The organism is Bradyrhizobium huanghuaihaiense, from assembly GCF_025200885.1.
GTDB lineage: Bacteria > Pseudomonadota > Alphaproteobacteria > Rhizobiales > Xanthobacteraceae > Bradyrhizobium > Bradyrhizobium huanghuaihaiense.
The window spans coordinates 7,547,957-7,566,410 of record NZ_CP104172.1; the positions used below are offsets into that span (position 1 = coordinate 7,547,957).

An 18,454-nucleotide genomic window follows, 5' to 3' on the forward strand; every position below is an offset into this window, starting at 1 on the left:
AGGGCGAATACAGGTTCACTCGTCAAAGCTGTGCATGATCAAGTTGCATCTTGATTATTTGGCGCCATCGCGCAAGATTATTCCCGCCATTTTGATTTGGACGATTATTTTCAACCGGGGGAGTGCGTTATGGGTTTCATCAAATTTACCAAGGGCGCCTCGTTGAGCGACAAGGACCGCAAGGCCCTGCAGAAGCTGCTGACCAACGAGAAGAAGAAGCTCCAGGCCGCGATGAAGGACGTCGACGCCAGCCTTTCGATGCTGGGCGGGTCGAAGAAGGCCAAGAAGAAAAAGTAAGACTAGTCGGCAGGGACGCCGCACCAATCTTCAGGCTTCATTTTTCGGCCTCCGGTTTTCAAATTGGGCCGCTCGCTCGTCGAGTTGGGGTCTCGCACAAGCTTGCGCCTGTAAACCGGCCTGCAAATCGACAAGAATTTGCCTGGGTGGACCGCTAAGACCGGTCCACTGGTTGATTCTTGCTCAGTTGATTCTTCCGTCAGGGCCGGGGATTTGTCCTCTGCCTGACGCCAAAGGCCCAATTGATGGCAGACGACAGAATTGAACTGTTTGTCGGACTGATCGCGACCATTGACGCGCCGGGCGCAGCCGATGCGTGCCGACGGCTGCTCTCGGTCGACGAACGGATCCGCGCCGACCGCTTCAAGTTCGAGCGGCATCGGCGGCAATATATATTCGCGCACGCCATGCTGCGCCTGGCGCTGTCCCAGGTCGCGCCGAATGTCGCTCCCACCGACTGGTCCTTTGGGGCCGGCCGTTATGGGCGCCCGTTCGTCGCATCGCCCAAAACCTCGACCGCGCTGCATTTCAGCCTGTCGCACGCCGACGGCTGCGTTGCCTGTGTCGTATCCGGGCATGAGGCGGTCGGCGTCGACGTCGAAACAGTGTCACGGCGCGTCGCCCCGCTTTCCACCGCGAATCGCTTCTTTGCGCCGGAGGAGGTCGAAACGCTGCGCAGGCTGCCGGAGCCGGCGGCGATCGAGCGCTTTTTCGACTATTGGACGCTCAAGGAGGCCTATCTGAAGGCCAGGGGCTTCGGGCTCAACCTGCCGCTCGACGCCTTCGCGATGCAGGTCTCGCGCGAGGCCATCGAGATCAGCTTCAAGCCCGATATCGTCGACGATCCCTCGGGATGGCGCTTCTCGCTGTGTTCGCCCTCCCCCTCGCATCGCCTCGCGATCGCCGACGGCTCCCGGGCGCATGGCGGCCTTCCCATCAGCCGCAATGCCTGGCCGCTCCAGGAAGCGGCTGAATGATGACCTCGCGGCTGCGCGTCTTTCCCGCGATCTCGCGCAACCGCGATCCCAAGCAATATGTCGGTGAGCTGATGCGGGTGGCAGAGTTCGCCGACCGCAACGGCTTCGAAGGCATTCTGCTGTTCGAAGGCAACGACGTGTTCGTCGAGCCCTGGGCCATGGCCCAGCACATCATGGCGAAGACGACACGGAACTCGCCGCTGATCGCCGTCAATCCGGTCTACATGCACCCGTTCACGGCGGCGAAATTCGTCTCGTCGTTCGCGCAGCTCTACGGCCGCAAGGTCTATCTCAACATGATCACGGGGACCGCGGTCAGCGACTTGCAGGGCCTCGGCGACGAGCAGACCCATGCCGACCGCTATGTCAGGCTCGGCGAGTTCGTCGCGCTGATGCGCCAGCTGCTCTCGAGCCCGCGGCCGGTGATTGTCGAGGGTCGGTTCTATCGTGCCAGCAATCTGCAATTGCGCCCGCGCCTGCCGGCGGAGCTGATGCCGGAATTTTTGATCGCCGGCCAGTCCGAGGCGGCGCAGCGCGTGGCCAGGGAGACCGGCTGCATCAAGATGCAGATGCTGCCGCCCGATCTCGATGATGGCTTCGCGGCACCCGGCATGAACTTCGGCATCTTGGCACGCGAGAGAAGCGACGAGGCGCGGCAAGCGGCGAAGGCACGCTTCCGCGACAACCCCGACGATCGCGAGCTGCTCGCGCTCACCGTGGAGAACAGCGACTCCGTGTGGAAGCGGCGGCTATATGAGGGGCAAAGCGGCGAGCTTCAGCCCAACGGCTACTGGCTGCTGCCATTCCTGACCTTCCAGGCCGACTGCCCCTATCTCGTCGGCAGCTACGAGGAGATCGGCGCCAAGCTGAGGGCGTTTGCGGCGAAGGGACTGACCACGATCATGCTCGACGTGGTCGCGGACGAGACCGAGATGCAGCACGTCTGCAAGGCGCTGGCGGCAAGCGGGATGTTTTAACTACTGACCACACTGCATCCGCATCGTCATTGCGAGGAGCCCTTGCGACGAAGCAATCCAGGCTGATGCCGGGGAAAGATGCTGGATTGCTTCGCTTCGCTCGCAATGACGGAGAATGACGGTCTATTCAGCGAAACTCACCTTGCCTCTTCAAACCCCGCCAGCACCGAAGTCAAATTCGCGCCGAGGATATCCGAGAGATAGCCGCCTTCCTGCACGAATACGGTCGGCAGGCCCAGCTTGGCGATGGCCTGGCCGATGCGGCGGAAGCCGGGCGTGGTAACGGCAAGGCCCTTCAGCGGATCGTGTTCGGAGGCATCGAGGCCGAGCGCGATGACGAGGGCGCCGGGCGCGAAGGATTCGATCGCCTTGCGCGCGACGTCCATCGCCTGCATGTAGCCGTCGTCGCCGGTGCCGATGGGCAGCGGAATGTTGAGATTGGCGCCGAGGCCCGGGCCTTCGCCGCGCTCGTGCGCATAGCCCCACACATAAGGATAATATGCGACGGGATCGGCATGGATCGAGATCGTGTACACGTCCGGCCGCGCGTAAAAAATGCCTTGCGTGCCATTGCCGTGATGGACGTCGACGTCGAGGATCACGACGCGCTCGTGCTTGAGCCGCAGATGCGCCGCCGCGATCGCGCTGTTGTTGAGGAAGCAGAAGCCGCCGGCCATGTCGCGATAGGCGTGATGGCCGGGCGGACGGCAGAGCGCGTAGGTCGCATCCTCGCCGTCCATCACCATTTGCGCCGCCGTCACCGCAACGTCCGTTGCGGCACAGGCCGCCGCCCAGGTGCCCGGACCGATCGGCGCCGCGGTGTCGGCGGTGTGCCAGCCGAGCTTGCCGACGATGTGGGTGGGATAGGTCGCGGCGTGGCGCACGGGATGGATGTTGCCGATCATCTCCGGACCGGAATCGCCAAGCGCGGTCCAGGCATCCCAGGCTTCGCTCAGGAACGTCAGGTATTCCGGACTGTGAATGCGTGCCCGCGGCCCCTGCCCGAACTTGGTCGGCTCGACCAGTTGATGCTTGCCGTCCTTCAGGCCCTTGAGCAGGCGGTCGGCGCGCTCGGGCTGCTCGGTGGTGCGCTTGACGACGCCGCGAACAAGGAAGAATTGCGGATCGTGGCTCCGGTGCAGTTCGGTATGGACGGCTTTCACTCAAACACTCCGTGGTCGCGAGGGGTGCCACAGATGTCTTGATGCCTGCGGCGGCCGGATGCAAGCAAGAAGAATGCCGCCCTCGCGCCACTGTTCTGCACGGGAAGCAGACCGGCTTTAAGCGGTGGGCTCTAGCAGCGGCCGCGCTGGAGGCAGTGCTCGCGGCCCTGCTGGTCGGTGCGGAAGGCCTCGATGAAGCCGCCCTGGCGCTGGGTGACGAAGACGGTCTTGCCGTCACTGCCGCCGAACGCAAGGTTGGTCGGCTCCTTGGCCCTCAGCGGGATCTCGCGCTCGACCGCGCCGGTCGGCTTCATCAGCGCGATCGTGCCCTTGAGAATGCGCGCGACGTAAAGACGGCCGGCAACGTCCGTGCGCAGGCCGTCGATGGTGTCGGGCTGAAACGCCTTGACCAGTCTTGCCGCGGTGAGCTCGTTGCCGTTGATCGCATAGGACCAGATCTGGCCGCTGCTGGATTCACCGACAAAGAGCGTCTTCCCATCGGGACTGAGATCGATGCCGTTGGTGGTGCCCATCGCGCGCGGCGCCGACATCACCTGCCCCTGCACCGATCCGTCCGCGGCTTTCGCGATGCGCCAGATGTGGCCTTCGCGCCCCTTCCAGTTCGGATCGCTTGCATAGATCGTGCCGTCGCGCGCGATGGTGATGTCGTTGGGCTGGCTCATCTCGTCGGAGTGAAACCAGACGGCAGGTTCGGTCGCGCCCTTCGCCATCGCGAAGATGTTGTGCTTCTTGTAGTCGGCGATGAACATGGTGCCGCTGCGATCGAAACGGATCGCGTTGCCGACACTGCCTTCGGGGAGCGTCGTGAACAGCTCCGACGCCGCACCGCCCGCGGGCAATTTGCCGATGGTGCCGGGCTTGCCGAAATTGACGACGAACAGATTGCCGTCGAGATCGGCGGCGGGCCCTTCGATGCCGAAGGTGTATTCGCTGGCGGGCGTCACCTGCGCGCTGTCGAACAGTTTTGTTTCGGCAGCGGCCGGCGGCGTCGCGACAAGCAGGATGCTACTGCACAGGCACCAGAAATTCCTGCCGGATGTAATAGCCATCGTCGTCGGTGCACTCGCCATTCAGATAGGGATCGGCCGGCCGGAAGAATCGACTGAAGCCGGGTCTGTCTACAGCGCTCCTTTGTGTCACGACGACGACCTTGGCGGCCGGTATTTCGCCGCATTCCTTGTTGGTTTTGCTGAAAAACTTCCGCTGCGGCGGGCCAGGCTTGATCCGCATCCGCGTGCCCGGAACCATTTTGGCGACGAGCAGGTCCGCGGTATCGAGCAGGCGCGTGTAACCGGGCTCGGTCTTGGGCAGGCTCTCGCCGCCCGGCGGCATCAGCTTCTCGGCGCCAAGGCCGCGCAGGCGCGTGCGCAGCCTGCCGGCATCGGGATCGCCTGGATAGATCCAGCCGTCCTGCGACAGCATGAAGCGGAGCGCCGCCCCGTCCTTCTCCGCGTCCGTTTGGCCTGCCTTCAGACCGAAATCGGAATGGCAGCCGAGGCAGTGCTTCTCGACGAGGCCCTTGCGCAAGGTGGTGAGGCGAATGCTGTTCTGTGCATCCCTGGCGACGAAGGCCGCGAGCTGGTCGATCATCGCCTGGCTGCGCGTGTCGCAGCGGAGCGGCTGAGGCGGATCGCCCGCGGCGCGATCGATCCGGATCACGGTCTGGTTCTTGTCCTCGACCAGCCAGATGGCGCCGTCCTCCGCGACCGTCATGCCGACGGGGGCGCCTTGCGGCCGCGCGCCGTTGACGCGGTGCCAGCCGGCGATCAGTTCGTCGAACGGCGCGGCGGCGACCTCGCCGGTGTCGGTCTGGAAACTGCGCGTCGGATCGGCTGCGCAGCTGACGTGGTATCGCACCGGCGGAGGGCTCGGCCTGGGAAAGCCGTGATCGTCAACGTCGTAGACGAGAACGCGGCTGCCGGTCGGACGATAGCCGTGCAGGCCGACAAGCAGCTTGCCTTCCAGCTCGGGGAATTTCGCGCCGTGGTAATAGAGCATGGCGAGCGGCGCACCATGCGGCGGCATCAGCGAGAGCGGCGGCTTGTAGAGGGGATTGGCTGAGCAGAACGATTTGTAGATTCCCGATTGCAGCACGAGCCTGAATTCGGGGCTCGGCGTCGACAGGTCGTAGCAATAGGGCCAGCCGTAGTGCCTGCCCGGCTCGATCGCGTTGATCTCCTCGTTCGGCTTGAAGATGTCGGGCAGGTCGCGGCCGTTCTCGCCTTGCAGGAAGGCGTAACCGGCATCCGGAAAACTCGGGTGCAGCGCCAGCGCCATCGAGTTGCGCAAGCCGCGCGCATAGACGGTGTGCGGCGGATCGGGATCGCCAGGCTTCAATGCCGGGAAGATGCCGCCTGCGGGCGGCGTGAACAGCCAGATCGCGGCCATCGCCGCGCCCCCTTCGACCGCGGCGCAGGGCTTTGTGATCGGCGCCGGCGTGATGCAGTCGTCGCTGTGCGAGCCGACATTGACGAACAGCCGCCCGTCGCGATCGAAGACGAACTGCTTCAGCGGGTGCGCGCTCTCGTCGAGCCTCGTGCCGTCAGGCAACGTGATCCGGCGCCCGGGCATGTGCCGGACGATGGTCTCGACCGTGCTGCGAGGGTTGTCCGCCAGCGGGTCGAACCGGAAGATCGTCTCCGCGGTCGAGGCATAGAGCCTCTTGTCCGGGCCAATCACGAGGCCGAACGGGTATTCGAGCCCCGTCAGCAGCTCCTTGAACCGCTTGCCCTCTCCAGCGCGCGGATCGAGCAGCAGCAACCGCCCGTCGGTGTGACCCCAGCCGCCCATGTCGGCAACCACGAACAGGTCACGGCCGGGCACCTGGACGATCGAACGCGGGAATTTGAGGCGGTCCTCCTCGCTGGCAACGAGGCCGGCGCAAAATCCCGCCTTCATGTCGAGCTGGATCCGCGGAAAGGCGAGGTCACCGCTGCCGCAGCTATCCGAACCGATTGCGTAGCCGCTCTTCCTGGCCGGCTCGGACGAAGCCGGGGCGAAGCCGAGCAGCGCGGCGGCCAGGACCGCTGCCAGCAGGCGCAGATTTCGCCGTTCGCTCCCGAATGTGAACTGGTTCACGGTGCCCCCGACTTCCCGGGGACGCTTGTTCCATGGCACCCGCGCGCCGTCCAGTCATCACTCGCCTGTGATTAAACCTGTAACGACCTTGGTGCCGACCAATCTCCGTAAATTCCCTTACCGGGCTCGACCCGAATGTTTGGCGAATGCTTGGGGTGGTATCGGTTTGCCGTCCCAATCGCTTTCTACAGGAGGCGCTTATGGTCCAGGTCTACTTTCACTGCTCCAACACCGAGGGCACGCTGATCGACCGCTACGGCGCCGCCGTTGCCAGTCTGACCGAGGCGCGCGACCGCGCCACCCAGATCATGCACTCGATGATCCAGACGCCCGGTGCCGAAGACTGGCGCGACTGGGTGATCCATGTCAGCGATGACGATGGTGAGGAGATCTTCGATCTTCCCTTCACCGCCATGCTTGGCAAGCCGCACTGAGGTCAATGCCATGCTGCTCGCTTCACTCAGCCTGCTCCGCCAACCCCTGACTTTCGTCGCCAGCAAATGGCAGACGCTGGTGAGAGTCGCCGGCAACCCCTACCGCCCCGAGCTTCACTATATGCGCGGGCCCGGCCCGAAATGGCGCGCCAAATATCAGGCCAGCCGGCTCGACCGCTCGCTCTGAGCGCACCAGCTTCGCTTTCCAGCTGATTTCCGTCTCTTCATCATCATGGCCGGGTTTCCCGGCCATGATGCGTTTGGGAACGGCCCTTCACCGTTCTGTAAACCTCGCCTTGCGCTTCTCGACAAAAGCGGTGCGCCCTTCGATGGCATCCGCGCTCCTGCGGATCGTGGCCTGAAGCTCGATCTCGCGGCGGAACTGTGCCTCGTAGGTCGCGTGCTCGCTCTCCTCGACCAGCGCGCGGGTTGCGACCAAAGCGCGCGTCGGGCCCTCCGCCAGACGGCGCGCCAGCACCAGCGCCTCGTCCATCAGCTTCGCATCGTCGACGACCTGCCGCACCAGGCCGATCTCCTGGGCGCGTTCGGCCGTCAGCGGCTCGTTGAGCAGCATCAGCTCGAGTGCGCGCTGCCGGCCGACGAGGCGCGGCAGCAGCCAGGTCGAGCCGAGATCGGGCACCAGCGCAATGCGGCTGAACACTTGAATAAAACTCGCCGACCGCGCCGCGACGATGATGTCGCCAGCCATCGCAAGGCTGAAGCCGCCGCCGGCCGCCACCCCGTTGACGGCGACGACGACTGGCACGCGGCATTCGCGCAGCGCCCGGAAGGCCGGCCAGTAGAAACGCATCACGCCGGCGGCGATGTCCTCGCCGAGCGACTCGGACGCCTTCAAATTCTGCCCTGAGCAAAAACCGCGCCCGGCGCCGGTGAGGACCAGGGCACGCACACCCTCGTCCTGCGTCATCTCGGCGATGGCGGTGGCGAGTGCGCCGAGCAGGTCCGGCGTCATCGCGTTCAGGCTCGCGGGCTCGTCGAGGGTCAGAATCCCGACCGCGCCATCCCGCGCTTGTTTCACACCTGCCATGTCGCGTCTCCCTTTGGATGTTCTCGTTGGCGGCAATGTGCCATTGTCCGCGCGCTCCGCCAATCCGGAGCTCGACGTCACCGCAACGAAGCCAAGACAACAAGACACAGATCAAGACGACACCATGCCTCATCAGTTCAGCCTCGCCCAGACCGTCCGCAAACCCGCCGTCACATCCGAGGGCGGTATCGTCGCCGCGCAGTCGCGGCGAGCGGCCGAAGTGGGCGCCGAGGTGCTGGCGGCGGGCGGCGACTGTGTGGACGCCATCGTCGCAACCACCATGGCGTTGAACGTGCTGGAGCCCTGGAACAGCGGCATCGGCGGCGGCGGCGCGATGGTGCTCTACCGCGCCAAGGAAAATCGCTATGAGGTGATCGATTACGGCATGTGTGCGCCGCAGAGCCTGCGCACCGCCGATTATCCACTCAGCGGTGAAGGCGCGGCCTCCGATCTGTTTCCTTGGCCGCGGGTGAAGGATGATCGCAACATCCACGGGCCAGGCTCGGTCGCAGTGCCTGGCGTCGTCGCCGGCATGGAGGAGGCGCATCGCCGCTACGCAAAGCTGCCGTGGAAGGATCTGGTCGCGCCGGCCACAGCACTCGCCGGCGAAGGCCTGCTGGTCGATTGGTGGACCACGCTGACGATCGCGAACTCGGCGGCCGACCTCCGGCGCTATCCCGCAAGCGCAGCGACATTCCTGAAGGACGGCCTGCCGCCAAGTGCGCCCTGGGGCATCAAGTCCGAGACGCGGCTGCCGCTGAACAATCTGAAGGCGACGCTGTCGCATCTCGCCGACGCCGGCCCGCGCGATTTCTACCAGGGCGATCTCGCCAGGAGCATCGCCTCCGACATCAAGGCCGACGGCGGCTCGCTGTCGGTAGAGGACCTCGCCGCGTTCCGCAGCCATCTGCGCGAACCGCTGGCGATCCCCTATCGCGGCGGCAAGGTGTTTGCGACCCCGGAGCTCACGGCCGGGCCGACCATGGCGCATGCGCTGCGCCTGTTGCAGCAAAGCCTGAAGCCCGCCAGCGCGCCGGACGCGACCGCCTATATCGAGTATGCCCTTGCCCTGCAGGCGGCCTTCCGCGAGCGGCTCAAGGACATGGGTGATGCCGACGGCAAGCGCTCGCTCGGCGCCGAATATCTTGCACCCGCCTGCACCACTCATTTCTCCGTGGTCGACCGCCACGGCAATATCGCGGCGGTGACGCAGACGCTGCTCTCGTCGTTCGGCTCGAAATACGTGACGCCGCACAGCGGCATCGCCATGAACAACGGCATCATGTGGTTCGACCCGACGCCCGGCACCACCAACTCGCTCGTATCAGGCAAGCGCTGTCTCTGTAATTACACGCCCGTCATCGCCGAAACCAGGGACGGCAAGCGTCTCGCAGTCGGCGCCTCCGGCGGCCGCCGCATCCTGCCGTCGGTGATGCAACTCGTGTCCTTTGCGATGGATTTCGGCATGGACCTCGATGCCGCCATCCACCAGCCGCGCATCGATGCCAGCGAAGGCGCGGTGGTGATCGGCGATTCCCGCCTGCCGGCGGAGGTGCGCCAAGCTCTCACCGCGCGCTTCGACTATGAAGAGAGCCGCGTGCAGGCGCTGCCGCAGAAATTCGCCTGCCCGAGCGTGGTGATGCGCGAAGGCGAGCTCAATTCCGGCGCAGTCGAGATCTTCCAGCCCTGGGCCGAGGCGGTGGCGGAGGCGTGACTCCGTTCAACAAGAGAGCATGCCAGCACGCGTTGAGCGATACGCGATTGCGCATCTCTGCGAGCGTCACGACTCCTCCACATTTGCAAGGAACTTAGCTGCGCGTCGTCCGTTCATCGAACGGACAAGTGCGCTCGCCCCACTGGAGGACATGATGAAGAAACTTGCGCTCGCCGCGTCGCTGATCGTCGCGGCCGGCTTTACATTTGCCAACCCTGCGCTTGCAAAGGGTGGGCATGGTCATGGACACGGTCATGGCCATTCGATGGGCCATCATCACCATGGCACGCCGCCCGGATGGTACCATGGGCGCAAGGTCGGCTGGCGCGGTCACGGGTGCCCGCCCGGACTGTGGAAGCAGGGCCGCTGCTGACGCAATCTGCCATTCCTGCAAGGCGCCGCCCCTCACAAGGCGGCGCCTTTTTCATAGGCCGAGCCGGTCCCGCACGCGGCCCGCAATCACGGCGGTCGCGACGCCGACCGGCCAGAACGCGTGCATCGGGATCGGCTTGATGCCCGTGACAGGCATGTCGAGCTCGGCCTTGGCGCCGCCGATCAGACGGCGGGCGAGTTGCGCGCCCATTGCGGTCGAGAGCGCGACGCCGCGGCCGTTGCAGCCGAGCGAGATCAGGATGTTTTCCGCGGGCTCGTGCACATGCGGATAGTGGTCCTTGGTGATCGCGAGCCGGCTATTCCAGCCATGGGTCCAGGCGACGCCCTTGATTTGGGGCCACAGCCTCTCCGCATAACGCATGAGATAGGCGACGTCGTGCGGTGAGTTGATCCAGCGCATCGGGCCACGGCCGCCCATCAGCAGGCGATTCTGCTGATCGATGCGGTAATAGACGGTGATGTGGCCGCTCTCGTAGAGCACCGGGCGCGTCGGCATGATCGAACGCGCGGCCTCATCCGAAAGCGGCGCGGTGGCGGCGATCGAGGAAAACACCGGCACGATGGTGCGGCGGAGCGCCGGCCAGAGATCGTCGGTGAAGCCGTTGGTCGCAAGCAGAACCTTGTCCGCATGCACGACCGCGCGCGGCGTCTCGATGCGCCAGCGACTGCCGTTGCGGCGAAGCGATAGCGCCGGCGTTTCGCCATGGACTTTAGCGCCCGCCGAGATCGCGGCGCGCGCGAGACCGCGGGCGTAGCTCAGGGGATGCAGATCGCCGCCGCGCGTGTCCAGCATCGCGCCGACGTAGCGGTCGGTGCCCGTCATCTCGCGCAGTTGCTCGCGGTTCAGGTAGGACACCGGCATGCCGCGGCGGATGCATTGCTGCGCGGTGTTTTCGATCGCAGCAGCGCTGGCCAAATGATAGGCCGCGCGCAGCGTGCCGTTCTGCCGCGCTTCGCAGGGGATCTGGTAGCGGCGGATCAAATCGTGCGTGAAGTTCGTGGTGCCGTAGGAGAACGCGATCATGCGGCGGCCGAGCTCCGCGCCGAAATCCGCCTCGATCTGATCGGGGTCGTGCTTCAATCCGGGATTGGTGTGGCCGCCATTGTTGCCGGAGGCGCCCCAGCCCGGCTCCTGCGTTTCCAGCACCAGCGCCTCGACGCCCTGCTCGGCCAGATGCAACGCAGTGGACAGGCCGGTATAGCCGCCGCCGACGATTGCGACGGAAACGCTCTTGTCTGTATCGAGCGGCGGCGTCGCAACCGGCGCGACGGCGGTGTCGGCATAGAGCGAGGGCGGCAGAGGCAGGCGCGCATTCATGGCGAGAACCGATCAGAGCGGATGCAGCACGCGTCGCAAGAAGTCCTGCGTGCGCGCGTGCTGCGGTTGATTGAGCACCGATTTCGCCGGACCTTGCTCGACAATGACACCGCCGTCGATGAACAGCACGCGGTCGGCAACGTCGCGGGCAAAGCCCATCTCGTGGGTGACGACCACCATGGTCATGCCGTCGTCGGCGAGCTTGCGCATCACGCCGAGGACGTCGCCGACCAGCTCGGGATCGAGCGCCGAGGTCGGCTCGTCGAACAGGATGGCCTTGGGCTGCATCGCCAGCGCCCGCGCGATCGCGACGCGCTGCTGCTGGCCTCCGGAGAGCTGCGGCGGATGGGCATCGGCCTTCTCGGCGAGCCCGACCTGGGCGAGCAGCGCGCGGCCGCGCTCGAGCACCTGGGCACGCGGCTCCTTCTTCACGAACAGCGGACCCTCGACCACGTTCTCCAGCGCCGTGCGGTGCGGGAACAGGTTGAAGCGCTGAAACACCATCGAGACCTGGGTGCGGATGTTCACGATCGACGGCGCGTCGCGATCGACCTTCAATCCTTCGACGCTGATCTCGCCGCGGTCGTAGCTTTCGAGGCCATTGATGCAGCGAAGGATGGTGGACTTGCCCGAGCCCGAGGGGCCGATGATGCAGACCACCTCGCCCTTCTCGACGGAAGCCGTGATGCCCTTGAGCACCTCGACCTTGCCAAAACTCTTGTGGACGTCGCTCAGCTCGATCATCGCTTGCCGGCCCGCTTCTCGAAGTGACGGACCAGCAGGATCAGCGGGATGCTCATGGTGAGATACATCAGCGCAACCAGCGTGAACACGTTGGTGTTCTTGAAGGTCGAGGACGCGATCAGCTTGCCCTGCAGCGCAAGCTCGGCGACCGTGATGGTCGAGGCCTGCGAGGAGTCCTTCAGCATCATGATCATGACGTTGCCGTAGGGCGGCAGCACGATGCGCACGGCCTGCGGCAGCACCACGCGGCGCATGGTCAGCCACCAGCCCATGCCGATCGACTGCGCCGCCTCGATCTGTCCCTTGTCGATCGCCTCGATGCCGGCGCGGAAGTTTTCCGCTTGATAGGCCGAATAGGCGATGCCGAGCCCGAGGATGGCGGCCTGCAAGGCCGACAGCGTGACGCCGAGATCCGGCATCACGAAGTAGAGGTAGAACAACAGCACGATGATCGGGATGCCGCGGATGACGTTGATCAGGCTGGCGCTGAGCATCGACAGCGCCTTGATGCCGGAGACCCGCATCATCGCCCAGATCAGACCAAGTACCGTCGAGAGCAGCAGCGAGCCGATGGTGACGACGATCGTCAGCGCGACGCCGTTCATCAGGATCGGGAAGAACTCGGCGGCGTCGTGCAAGAAGCCTTTCATCGGGCAGCCTTCGATCGATCAGGTCTTGCCAATCAACCTTGCGCCTTCTGGCCCCACTTCTCGAGGATCTTGTCGATGGTGCCGTTGGCCTTCAGCTTTGCCAGCGAGGCATTGATCTTGCCGAGCAGCGCGGTCTCGCCCTTGCGGACGCCGATGCCGACCGAGCCGACGGTGACGGGCTTGTAGCCGTCGACGAGACGCACCTCGGGGAAGCCACCCTGCTTCAGATTGTAGGCAAGGATCGGATAGTCCGCATAGCCGGCCTTGAGGCGGCCGGTGTTCACGTCGCGCAGGATGTCGGGAATGGTGTCGTAAGCTTTCACGTCGGCAAACAGGCCGGTCTTCTTCAGCGCGTCGACGAAGGCGGTGCCGACTTGCGCGCCGACGGTCTCGCCCTTCAGGTCTTCCTGCGTGGTGTAAGCCTTGGTGTCGGTCTTCGGCACCACGAGGCCTTCGCCGTAGCTGTAGATCGGGTCGGAGAAGTCGACGACCTCCTTGCGCGGCGCGGTGATGAACATCGCGGCGGCAATGATGTCGATCTTGCTCGAGGTCAGCGACGGGATCAGCGCCGAGAACGCCATCGGCTCGATCTGCACGTTGAGGCCGGCGTCCTTTCCGACCTCGGTGATGATATCGACCATGATACCCTGGATGGTGTTGGTCTTGGTGTCGAGGAAGGTGAAGGGGATGCCCGTCGGCGTCGAGCCGACCTTCAGCACCTGCTGCGCCGACCCTGGCGCGGCGGCAAACAGCGCGAGCGCCGCAACTGCGGCCTGAACAAAACGCTTCATCGCATCCCCCTTTGGGTCCGACCGGTGCCGGCGCTCGCAGATGTCTCGATCGCAGACGTTGCGGGCCAAGCCGTTTCGGCCTATTTTCACCAATATGAAAATCTGGTCACACTTTCGCTGATGATGCAAGCGGTTTTCATGCACATGAAGGAAGCGGTTTGACGTGAGCGGTGGCAAAAGAATGCGCAAACCGGCCGCCGCGAAGCCGGCCAGGAAGGTGAAAGCCAAGGCCGTCGCCAAGCCTGTCGCCAAGCCGGCCGAACCCGCGATGGACATCGCGGTCGGCCGCCGTATCCGGGATCTCAGACGCGTCAGGCAGTTCTCGCTGGAGACAGTCGCGGCCCGGACGGAGCTCTCGATCGGCTTCCTCAGCCAGATCGAGCGCGGCCTGTCGTCGCCGTCGCTGCGCGTGCTGGCGACGCTCGCCGACGTGCTCGGCGTCGGCATCGCCGCGCTGTTCGGCGCGAGCCCAAGTGCTGACGGCGCATCCGACCAGGTGGTGACGCGCGGCCTGCAGCGCCCCGAGCTGAAGCTGTGGCGCACCGGCGTCTCAAAACAATTGCTGAGCCCGGCGAGCGCCGACAACCGGCTCAACCTGTTCCTGGTGCATCTGGAGCCCGGCGGCTCCACCGGCGACGAGCTCTACACCCATGACGGCGAAGAAGCCGGCCTCGTGCTCGAAGGCGAGATGATGCTGACGGTGGACAGCGAGACCTGGTCGCTGAAGCAAGGCGACAGTTTTCGGTTCGCGAGCCGAAGGCCGCACCGGTTTTCGAACCCGGCGAACGATGCAAAGGCCGTGGTGCTGTGGGTGAATTGCGTGACGGGGGCCGGGTAGCTCACTCGTCGGACCGCGAACGCAACTCCATCCCCGTCATCCCCGCGCAACGGCGAAGCCGTTGTCGCTGGAGGTGCGAGACTTGCGATGCGATCGCATCGCAAGTCGAGCCTCGAAGGATGCACGGCCACAGCCGGGCCGTCGCCCTTCGAGGCTCGCCGCACGGCGCGTTGCGCCGCGCAGCTCACGCCTCAGGGTGACGGTGATGGAGTGGATCCGCGATGCCTCCGCACCGTCATTGCGAGCGCAGCGAAGCAATCCAGAGTCTTGCCGCGGAGACAGCCTGGATTGCTTCGTCGCAAGGGCTCCTCGCAATGACGAGGGGATAGAGTGTCACCCAAACCGGTACTTGTACCGCTCCACCGACAGCGCACTCACGTCGATGTCCGGCTTCTTGCCCGACAGCATGTCGGCGAGCACGCGCCCCGAGCCGCAGGACATGGTCCAGCCGAGCGTGCCGTGGCCGGTGTTGAGATGCAGGTTGGCGAAGTGGGTCGGGCCGATCACGGGCGGGCCGTCCGGCGTCATCGGACGCAGGCCACTCCAGAAGGTCGCTTTGGACAGGTCGCCGCCGCGCGGGAACAGGTCGGTCAGGGAATGATCGAGCGTGGCGCGGCGCGCGTCGTACAGCTTGCTCGAATAGCCCGAGATTTCGGCAGTCCCGCCGACGCGAATGCGATTGCCGAGGCGGGTGATCGCGACCTTGTAGCTCTCGTCCATCACGGTCGATTCCGGCGCGCCGGAAGCGTCCTTGATCGGCACCGTGATCGAATAGCCCTTCACCGGATAGACCGGCAGCGAGATGCCGAGCGGCGCGACGAGCCGCGGCGACCAGCTGCCGAGCGCGAGCACGTAACTATCTGCCTGCAACAGGCCGGCACTGGTCGCGACACCGCTGACACGCGCGCCGTCGGTGACGATGCGATCGATGCCGGTGTTGAACATGAAACGCACGCCGAGCGCCTGGGCATGCTTGGCCAGCGCCTGCGTGAACATGTGGCAGTCGCCGGTCTCGTCCTGCGGCAGGCGGAGCCCGCCGGCAAACTTCTCCTTTACGCCGGCGAGCGCCGGCTCGACCGCGATGCAGCCTTCGCGGCTCAGCACCTCGAAGGGCACGCCATATTGCTTGAGCACGGCGATGTCTTCGCCGGTGCCGTCGAGCTGGGACTGGTAACGGAACAGCTGCAGCGTGCCCTGCGAGCGCTCGTCATACTGGATGCCGATGTCGCGGCGCAGATCGCGCAAGGCATCGCGGCTGTATTCCGCGATCGGAATCATCTGGCTCTTGTTGACCGCATAGCGTTCGCTGGTGCAGTTGCGCAGCATCTTGAGCAGCCAGACCCACATGACGGGGTCGAGCTTCGGCCGGATCACCAGTGGGCCGTGCTTCATCAAGAGCCACTTGACCGCCTTCACCGGCACGCCGGGGCCGGCCCAGGGCGAGGAATAGCCGGGCGACACCTCGCCGGCATTGGCGAAAGAGGTCTCCAGTGCCGGCTCCGGCTGACGGTCGACGACCGTCACATCATGGCCGGCACGTGCGAGGTAGTAGGCAGAGGTGACACCGATGACACCGCTGCCGAGGATCAGAACTTTCACGCTTGGTCAAACTCCCGCGGCATCACGCTCGCCGCTGCAAGGAAATAACTCGCAACGGCGAGAGCAATTATCAGGCCACCTTCTTGATGGCGTCGCCGAGGATCGAAACCATCTGGTCGATGTGGCTCTTCTCGACGATGAGCGGGGGCGACATCGCGAAGCTGTCGCCGCTCATGCGCAGATAGAGGCCGGTGTTGAAGCAGTCGACCATGACGTCGTAGCCGCGCGCGCCGACGATTCCGTCACGCGGCGCCAGCTCGACCGCGCCCATCAGGCCGCAATTGCGGATGTCGACGACGTTGGGCAGGCCCTTGAGCGAATGCAGCGCATCGCGCCAGTATTCGGCGATCGACGCACCGCGCGTGAGCAGGCCTTCGTCCTTGTAGATGTCGAGCGTCGCGATGCCGGCGGCGCAAGCGGTCGGATGCGCCGAATAGGTGTAGCCGTGGAACAGCTCCATCTGGTTCTCGGGGCCGACCATCATGCCGTCATGCACCTTGCGGCTCGCGAACACGGCGCCGCAGGGAATGGTGCCGTTGGTGATGCCCTTGGCCGTCGTCATCAGGTCAGGTGTGACGCCGAAGAAGTTGGCGGCGAACGGCGTGCCGAGGCGGCCGAAGCCGGTGATGACTTCGTCGAAGATCAGCAGGATGCCGTGCTTGTCGCAGATTTCGCGCAGGCGCTGCAGATAGCCCTTCGGCGGCGGCAGCACCGCGGTCGAACCCGGCACCGGCTCGACGATGACGGCGGCGATGGTCTCGGCGCCGTGCAGGGCCACCAGACGCTCGAGATCGTCGGCGAGCTCGACGCCATGCTCGGGCTGGTCCTTGGCGAAAGCGTTACGGGTGAGATCGTGGGTGTGGCGGATGTGGTCGACGCCCGGCAGCAGAGTCGCGAAGGCGCGGCGGTTGGCGACCATGCCGCCGACCGAGGTGCCGCCGAAGCCGACGCCGTGATAGCCACGCTCGCGGCCGATCAGGCGGGTGCGGCTCGACTGGCCGTTGGCGCGATGATAGGCGAGCGCGATCTTCAGCGCGGTATCGACCGACTCGGAGCCGGAGTTGGTGAAGAAGATGCGATCGAGGCCCTTGGGCGCGATCTCGGCAAGGCGCTCGGCGAAGTCGAATGCCAGCGGATGACCCATCTGGAACGTGGGCGCGAAGTCCAGCGTCATCAGCTGCCGCTCAACCGCGGCGGCGATCTGCTTGCGGCCGTGGCCGGCATTGACGCACCAGAGGCCGGCAGAGCCGTCGATCACCTTGCGGCCGTCGACGGTGGTGTAGTGCATGCCTTCGGCCGAGGAGAACAGGCGCGGCGCCTTCTTGAACTGCCGGTTGGCCGTGAACGGCATCCAGAACGAGTCGGTCTTGATAGTGTTCGGAATCTGATGAAGGGTCACGGCCGCGCTCCTTTGCTGACCCACTAGCAGAGCCACGGCTTGGAAAGCGCAACAAGTCCTTTTCTGGTGACCTGCAAGCCATTGATTTTGCTGGGGCAGCTAGTCCATATTTGCGCGATCCGCAACACCTGAAACACAGGACCTGGGCTATGAGCGTCGACATCGGTGGACGGCTGCGATTCATCCGGGCGCGCCACAAGCTGTCGCAGCGCGAGCTTGCCAAACGCGCCGGCGTCACCAATTCGACGATCTCGCTGATCGAATCCAACCAGATGAACCCATCGGTCGGCGCGCTCAAGCGCATCCTCGACGGCATCCCGATGGGGCTCGCCGAGTTCTTCGCGCTGGAGCCGGAGTCCAGGCGCAAGATCTTCTACCGCGCGGAGGAGCTGACGGAGGTCGGCAAGAAGCCGATCTCGTATCGGCAGGTCGGCGACAATCTGTTCGGCCGCAGCCTGCAGATCTTGAAGGAGCGCTACGAGCCCGGCAGCGACACCGGACGCGTGCATCTCGTCCATGACGGCGAGGAAGGCGGCATCGTGATATCAGGCAAGCTCGAAGTCACCGTCGAGGACGAGCGCCGCATTCTCAATCCAGGCGATGCCTATTATTTCGAGAGCCGCCGCCCGCATCGCTTCCGCTGCGTCGGCGGCAAGCCGTGTGAAGTGATCTCGGCGTGCACGCCGCCGACGTTCTGACGCGATCGGCGGCATCCGGGATCCTACGGAGTGCCCCGGTGTCTTACGGACCTTGAGGCATCTCAATTTCCGCGAGCCGTTCCTCTATATGATGCGAGCCGCAGCCGAGAGACATTCCGGCGCCGCTTCATAAGGCTCGCAGATGAAGATCACGCTCGCCAACGCCGAAGCCGCGCTCGACGAAGTCCAGCGCGATGCCGACAAGCTCCGCTCGCAGGAGCTGCGCAAGGCTATCGCCGACTACATCGAGATGCAGCGCGAGGCGCTCAAGGCGGTCCGCAAGAAGCTGCATTAGCGAGACGCGGCGGAGCGAGA

General features: G+C 65.0%; 20 protein-coding genes. 10 read left to right on the forward strand and 10 right to left on the reverse strand.

Going from position 1 to position 18,454, the window contains the following annotated elements:
• The first annotated feature begins 129 nt into the window (after positions 1-129).
• The 3 genes from N2603_RS35490 (at position 130) to N2603_RS35500 (ending at position 2,251) form a co-directional block, all read left to right on the forward strand.
• Positions 130-297, forward strand: coding sequence for a hypothetical protein (locus N2603_RS35490; RefSeq protein ID WP_260385793.1), 168 nt, complete (start codon positions 130-132; stop codon positions 295-297).
• Positions 298-542: 245 nt separating this feature from the next.
• A complete protein-coding gene (locus tag N2603_RS35495; RefSeq protein WP_018646187.1) occupies positions 543-1,274 on the forward strand; it encodes a 4'-phosphopantetheinyl transferase family protein in 732 nt (243 codons plus the stop codon).
• Positions 1,271-2,251: an LLM class flavin-dependent oxidoreductase gene (locus tag N2603_RS35500; RefSeq protein WP_260385794.1), complete on the forward strand. Its 981-nt coding sequence runs from the start codon at positions 1,271-1,273 to the stop codon at positions 2,249-2,251. Before N2603_RS35495 ends, N2603_RS35500 begins: the two co-directional genes overlap by 4 nt.
• 137 nt (positions 2,252-2,388) lie before the next feature.
• On the opposite strand, the gene N2603_RS35505 is transcribed toward N2603_RS35500, so the two are convergent.
• The 3 genes from N2603_RS35505 to N2603_RS35515 all read right to left on the reverse strand — a co-directional run bounded on the left by N2603_RS35505 (position 2,389) and on the right by N2603_RS35515 (position 6,513).
• Positions 2,389-3,414, reverse strand: coding sequence for a histone deacetylase family protein (locus N2603_RS35505; RefSeq protein WP_260385795.1), 1,026 nt, complete (start codon positions 3,412-3,414; stop codon positions 2,389-2,391).
• 131 nt (positions 3,415-3,545) lie between these two features.
• Positions 3,546-4,484: an SMP-30/gluconolactonase/LRE family protein gene (locus N2603_RS35510; protein ID WP_260385797.1), complete on the reverse strand. Its 939-nt coding sequence runs from the start codon at positions 4,482-4,484 to the stop codon at positions 3,546-3,548.
• Positions 4,441-6,513, reverse strand: coding sequence for a PQQ-dependent sugar dehydrogenase (locus tag N2603_RS35515; protein WP_260385798.1), 2,073 nt, complete (start codon positions 6,511-6,513; stop codon positions 4,441-4,443). Before N2603_RS35515 ends, N2603_RS35510 begins: the two co-directional genes overlap by 44 nt.
• A gap of 200 nt (positions 6,514-6,713) precedes the next feature.
• Between N2603_RS35515 and N2603_RS35520 the strand changes: the two genes are divergently transcribed.
• Positions 6,714-6,947 carry a DUF6894 family protein gene (locus tag N2603_RS35520; RefSeq protein ID WP_018646193.1) on the forward strand — a complete coding sequence of 78 codons (234 nt, stop codon included), beginning with the start codon at positions 6,714-6,716 and terminating at the stop codon, positions 6,945-6,947.
• 10 nt (positions 6,948-6,957) lie between these two features.
• Entirely contained in the window at positions 6,958-7,134 is a 177-nt protein-coding gene (locus tag N2603_RS35525; protein ID WP_260385799.1) for a hypothetical protein, read from the forward strand.
• 87 nt (positions 7,135-7,221) lie between these two features.
• Here the strand turns inward: N2603_RS35525 and N2603_RS35530 are convergent, their stop codons facing one another.
• On the reverse strand, positions 7,222-7,995 hold the full coding sequence (locus N2603_RS35530; RefSeq protein WP_260385800.1) for an enoyl-CoA hydratase-related protein: 774 nt from the start codon (positions 7,993-7,995) through the stop codon (positions 7,222-7,224).
• A 124-nt stretch (positions 7,996-8,119) separates the two neighbouring features.
• Here N2603_RS35530 and N2603_RS35535 point away from each other — a divergent pair, with 124 nt between their 5' ends.
• Both N2603_RS35535 and N2603_RS35540 read left to right on the forward strand, forming a co-directional pair.
• A complete protein-coding gene (locus N2603_RS35535; protein ID WP_260385801.1) occupies positions 8,120-9,709 on the forward strand; it encodes a gamma-glutamyltransferase family protein in 1,590 nt (529 codons plus the stop codon).
• Between the two features lie 154 nt (positions 9,710-9,863).
• Positions 9,864-10,082 carry a hypothetical protein gene (locus N2603_RS35540; RefSeq protein ID WP_260385802.1) on the forward strand — a complete coding sequence of 73 codons (219 nt, stop codon included), beginning with the start codon at positions 9,864-9,866 and terminating at the stop codon, positions 10,080-10,082.
• Between the two features lie 51 nt (positions 10,083-10,133).
• Here the strand turns inward: N2603_RS35540 and N2603_RS35545 are convergent, their stop codons facing one another.
• Genes N2603_RS35545 through N2603_RS35560 form a run of 4 tightly spaced genes read right to left on the reverse strand, consistent with a single transcriptional unit; the run spans position 10,134 to position 13,605 of the window.
• The gene (locus N2603_RS35545) at positions 10,134-11,420 is read right to left on the reverse strand and encodes an NAD(P)/FAD-dependent oxidoreductase (RefSeq protein WP_260385803.1); all 1,287 of its coding nucleotides are present in this window, start codon (positions 11,418-11,420) and stop codon (positions 10,134-10,136) included.
• 12 nt (positions 11,421-11,432) lie between these two features.
• Positions 11,433-12,164, reverse strand: a complete 732-nt coding sequence (locus N2603_RS35550) for an amino acid ABC transporter ATP-binding protein (RefSeq protein ID WP_018646199.1) — start codon at positions 12,162-12,164, stop codon at positions 11,433-11,435.
• Complete coding sequence (locus N2603_RS35555; protein WP_018646200.1) at positions 12,161-12,814, reverse strand: amino acid ABC transporter permease; 654 nt, start codon at positions 12,812-12,814, stop codon at positions 12,161-12,163. Before N2603_RS35555 ends, N2603_RS35550 begins: the two co-directional genes overlap by 4 nt.
• A 32-nt stretch (positions 12,815-12,846) precedes the next feature.
• On the reverse strand, positions 12,847-13,605 hold the full coding sequence (locus tag N2603_RS35560; protein ID WP_018646201.1) for an ABC transporter substrate-binding protein: 759 nt from the start codon (positions 13,603-13,605) through the stop codon (positions 12,847-12,849).
• A 181-nt stretch (positions 13,606-13,786) separates the two neighbouring features.
• Between N2603_RS35560 and N2603_RS35565 the strand changes: the two genes are divergently transcribed.
• Entirely contained in the window at positions 13,787-14,443 is a 657-nt protein-coding gene (locus N2603_RS35565; protein WP_260385804.1) for a helix-turn-helix domain-containing protein, read from the forward strand.
• A gap of 333 nt (positions 14,444-14,776) precedes the next feature.
• Here N2603_RS35565 and N2603_RS35570 read toward each other — a convergent pair whose 3' ends face one another.
• Entirely contained in the window at positions 14,777-16,042 is a 1,266-nt protein-coding gene (locus N2603_RS35570) for a D-amino acid dehydrogenase (protein WP_260385805.1), read from the reverse strand.
• A 70-nt stretch (positions 16,043-16,112) separates the two neighbouring features.
• A complete protein-coding gene (aptA, locus tag N2603_RS35575) occupies positions 16,113-17,441 on the reverse strand; it encodes an omega-aminotransferase AptA (RefSeq protein WP_260385806.1) in 1,329 nt (442 codons plus the stop codon).
• A gap of 149 nt (positions 17,442-17,590) precedes the next feature.
• Between aptA and N2603_RS35580 the strand changes: the two genes are divergently transcribed.
• Both N2603_RS35580 and N2603_RS35585 read left to right on the forward strand, forming a co-directional pair.
• Positions 17,591-18,139, forward strand: a complete 549-nt coding sequence (locus tag N2603_RS35580) for a cupin domain-containing protein (RefSeq protein WP_018646206.1) — start codon at positions 17,591-17,593, stop codon at positions 18,137-18,139.
• A 142-nt stretch (positions 18,140-18,281) separates the two neighbouring features.
• Positions 18,282-18,434: a hypothetical protein gene (locus tag N2603_RS35585; protein ID WP_167526364.1), complete on the forward strand. Its 153-nt coding sequence runs from the start codon at positions 18,282-18,284 to the stop codon at positions 18,432-18,434.
• Positions 18,435-18,454 lie beyond the last annotated feature (20 nt).

Bases quoted from the DNA above. Each gene is read 5' to 3' on its own strand.
- N2603_RS35490 (WP_260385793.1), top strand. From the start codon at position 130: ATGGGTTTCATCAAATTTACCAAGGGCGCCTCGTTGAGCGACAAGGAC.
- N2603_RS35495 (WP_018646187.1), top strand. From the start codon at position 543: ATGGCAGACGACAGAATTGAACTGTTTGTCGGACTGATCGCGACCATT.
- N2603_RS35500 (WP_260385794.1), top strand. From the start codon at position 1,271: ATGATGACCTCGCGGCTGCGCGTCTTTCCCGCGATCTCGCGCAACCGC.
- N2603_RS35510 (WP_260385797.1), bottom strand. From the start codon at position 4,484: ATGGCTATTACATCCGGCAGGAATTTCTGGTGCCTGTGCAGTAGCATC.
- N2603_RS35520 (WP_018646193.1), top strand. From the start codon at position 6,714: ATGGTCCAGGTCTACTTTCACTGCTCCAACACCGAGGGCACGCTGATC.
- N2603_RS35525 (WP_260385799.1), top strand. From the start codon at position 6,958: ATGCTGCTCGCTTCACTCAGCCTGCTCCGCCAACCCCTGACTTTCGTC.
- N2603_RS35530 (WP_260385800.1), bottom strand. From the start codon at position 7,995: ATGGCAGGTGTGAAACAAGCGCGGGATGGCGCGGTCGGGATTCTGACC.
- N2603_RS35535 (WP_260385801.1), top strand. From the start codon at position 8,120: ATGCCTCATCAGTTCAGCCTCGCCCAGACCGTCCGCAAACCCGCCGTC.
- N2603_RS35540 (WP_260385802.1), top strand. From the start codon at position 9,864: ATGAAGAAACTTGCGCTCGCCGCGTCGCTGATCGTCGCGGCCGGCTTT.
- N2603_RS35545 (WP_260385803.1), bottom strand. From the start codon at position 11,420: ATGAATGCGCGCCTGCCTCTGCCGCCCTCGCTCTATGCCGACACCGCC.
- N2603_RS35550 (WP_018646199.1), bottom strand. From the start codon at position 12,164: ATGATCGAGCTGAGCGACGTCCACAAGAGTTTTGGCAAGGTCGAGGTG.
- N2603_RS35555 (WP_018646200.1), bottom strand. From the start codon at position 12,814: ATGAAAGGCTTCTTGCACGACGCCGCCGAGTTCTTCCCGATCCTGATG.
- N2603_RS35560 (WP_018646201.1), bottom strand. From the start codon at position 13,605: ATGAAGCGTTTTGTTCAGGCCGCAGTTGCGGCGCTCGCGCTGTTTGCC.
- N2603_RS35565 (WP_260385804.1), top strand. From the start codon at position 13,787: ATGCGCAAACCGGCCGCCGCGAAGCCGGCCAGGAAGGTGAAAGCCAAG.
- N2603_RS35580 (WP_018646206.1), top strand. From the start codon at position 17,591: ATGAGCGTCGACATCGGTGGACGGCTGCGATTCATCCGGGCGCGCCAC.
- N2603_RS35585 (WP_167526364.1), top strand. From the start codon at position 18,282: ATGAAGATCACGCTCGCCAACGCCGAAGCCGCGCTCGACGAAGTCCAG.